Annotated in this window: 3 protein-coding genes; all 3 read left to right on the top strand. The window is 41.5% G+C overall.

Annotation, left to right across the window (positions count from 1 at the left end):
• The first annotated feature begins 453 nt into the window (after nucleotides 1-453).
• Nucleotides 454-879 (top strand): QcrA and Rieske domain-containing protein, encoded by a 426-nt coding sequence (locus AC1DND_RS26180; protein WP_477585564.1) that lies wholly within the window; start codon nucleotides 454-456, stop codon nucleotides 877-879.
• Between the two features lie 2 nt (nucleotides 880-881).
• Nucleotides 882-1,310 (top strand): thioredoxin family protein, encoded by a 429-nt coding sequence (locus tag AC1DND_RS26185; protein WP_477585566.1) that lies wholly within the window; start codon nucleotides 882-884, stop codon nucleotides 1,308-1,310.
• A 6-nt stretch (nucleotides 1,311-1,316) separates the two neighbouring features.
• Nucleotides 1,317-2,241: FAD:protein FMN transferase (locus tag AC1DND_RS26190; protein WP_477585568.1), on the top strand; the 925-nt coding region annotated here is incomplete at its 3' end.

The raw sequence follows: 2,241 nt of genomic DNA on the forward strand, positions 1-2,241 counted from the left end.
GGGCACTATCGAGCTGATAGGACAACAAGCCATTAATTTTTCTGATTTTCATCTGATTCCTTCAAAAAAAATAGGCAGGCTCATCCGGGCTAAAGATCAACTGGTTGTGGCTTTCTTTTTAAAAATGGAACGGGCAGGGTAATTCAGTTTGCTTAAATCCTACTATCGTAATGTGATTCTAACTAACTGTTTTTATTAACAAAAATTAACATAATCTTCGGTTAAACTTCAGAATGTCTTCAGATTTCGTCCATAGTTTTGTTACAAAGGATTGAGGTCTTCACTCAGATGCTCTACATGAGTATAAGATTTATAAGGATTAGGAAAGCTAATAACTTTTTATAGATAGAATTTTACAAATATTTTTTTGCCTTTGCTCTTCGCTATCAAACAGTTATCTGTCGAGACATTGGCTAAGTATTTTAAGATATTGCATATTCACTATAAAAGGACATGGATAGAAAAGATTTTCTTAATAGCATTGGGATGAGTACTGCGGCCTTTGCCCTGATTAACTGTATCGGTTGTAAGAAAACTGAAGGCAGCAGCTCTTCAGATACTACAGGCCCTACAGGGGTGAATTTTACATTGGATTTAAGCCTGGCCGCTAATGCAGCACTGCTAAGCAATGGTGGATCTTTGGTGTCAAACGGCGTCATCGTCGCAAAGACCAAAACTGGGACATATATTGCTGTTCAGCGTTCATGTACGCACGAAAGCTATACTTTGACTTATCAATCATCAAACAGCCGCTTTTATTGCCCCAACCATGGAGCAACCTTTTCCGAAAATGGAGCTGTGACCAATGGACCCGCCTCCCGCTCATTAACTGTTTATAATACCCAACTTACGGGGACTACCTTAAAAATTTATTCTTAGTTATGAAATTACTTTTTGTTGCCCTTTTTGGGCTGTTTGCCGTTCCAACATTGTGGATAGGGAATTTTTCAGAAGCGCAGAAACAAGCTAAAGCTACGCACAAACAGATCCTGATCAATTTTTCTGGCTCTGATTGGTGCGGCCCATGTATCCGCCTGCGCAAAGAGATTTTAGAATCCGAAAGCTTTGAACAATACGCCGCTGCCAATCTTTTATTGGTTAGGGCCGATTTTCCACGACAGAAGAAAAACCAGCTTCCAAAAGAACAGATCAAACTCAACGAATCATTAGCAGAAATATATAACAGGGACGGCAAGTTTCCTTTCACGGTTCTGGTAGATGAAAATGGGAAAGTACTCAAAAGCTGGGATGGATTCCCGGACGAGAGCGCACAGGCTTTCGTTTCTGAAATCTATAAACTAAAAAAATAATTCAGGATGGCTAAGTCAGTTTCTGTAAACCGGATACTCAAGCTCATGGGAAACCGTTTTGAGTTTACTGTGATCGCTGAAAACGAGCAGGCAGGTAATCGGGCGATAGATGCCGCAGTAGCAGAGGTGAGGCGAATAGAATATCTTTTAACAACTTTCAGCGATCTTAGCCAGACCAGTTTGATCAATGAAAATGCAGGTTTACAGCCTGTAAAAGTCGACAATGAAGTGATAGCGCTTATTGAACGGTCGATCAGGATATCGGAAATTACCGACGGTGCTTTCGATATTACCTATGGGTCGATAGATAAACGGCTTTGGAATTTCGATCAAAACATGAGCAGTTTGCCTGATGAACAGACGGCATTGGCATCTGTTGGGTTAATAGATTACCGAAACGTCATTCTTGACAAAAAGAATGCAACTGTGCTGCTCAGAAATAAAGGTATGCGAATTGGCTTTGGTGGAATTGGCAAAGGCTATGCAGCCGATAAAGCTAAACTCATCCTACAGCAAATGGGGATAAACAGTGGAATTGTAAATGCTGCAGGTGATCTGGTTACCTGGGGTACACAGCTTAATGGCCATTCGTGGACAGTAGGTATCGCCGATCCGGAACAGACCAATAGGCCATTTTCTTCGCTGAAAATCAGTAACATGGCGATTGCCACTTCTGGCAGTTATGAAAAATATGTTACTATAGGTGGGAAGCGCTACTCGCATACAATTGACCCCAAAACGGGGCTTCCGGTAAGTGGGGTGAAGAGCGTGAGTATTATTTGTCCCAGTGCTGAGCTAGCAGATGCCCTGGCTACCCCAGTTGTGGTAATGGGCGTAAAAGTAGGGCTCGAGCTGATTAACCAGATTAAACAAGTGGCCTGTATCGTAATCGATGATAATGATCGGGTATATACCTCAAACAATATTAATG

It is taken from the genome of Pedobacter sp. 01N416, assembly GCF_056399685.1.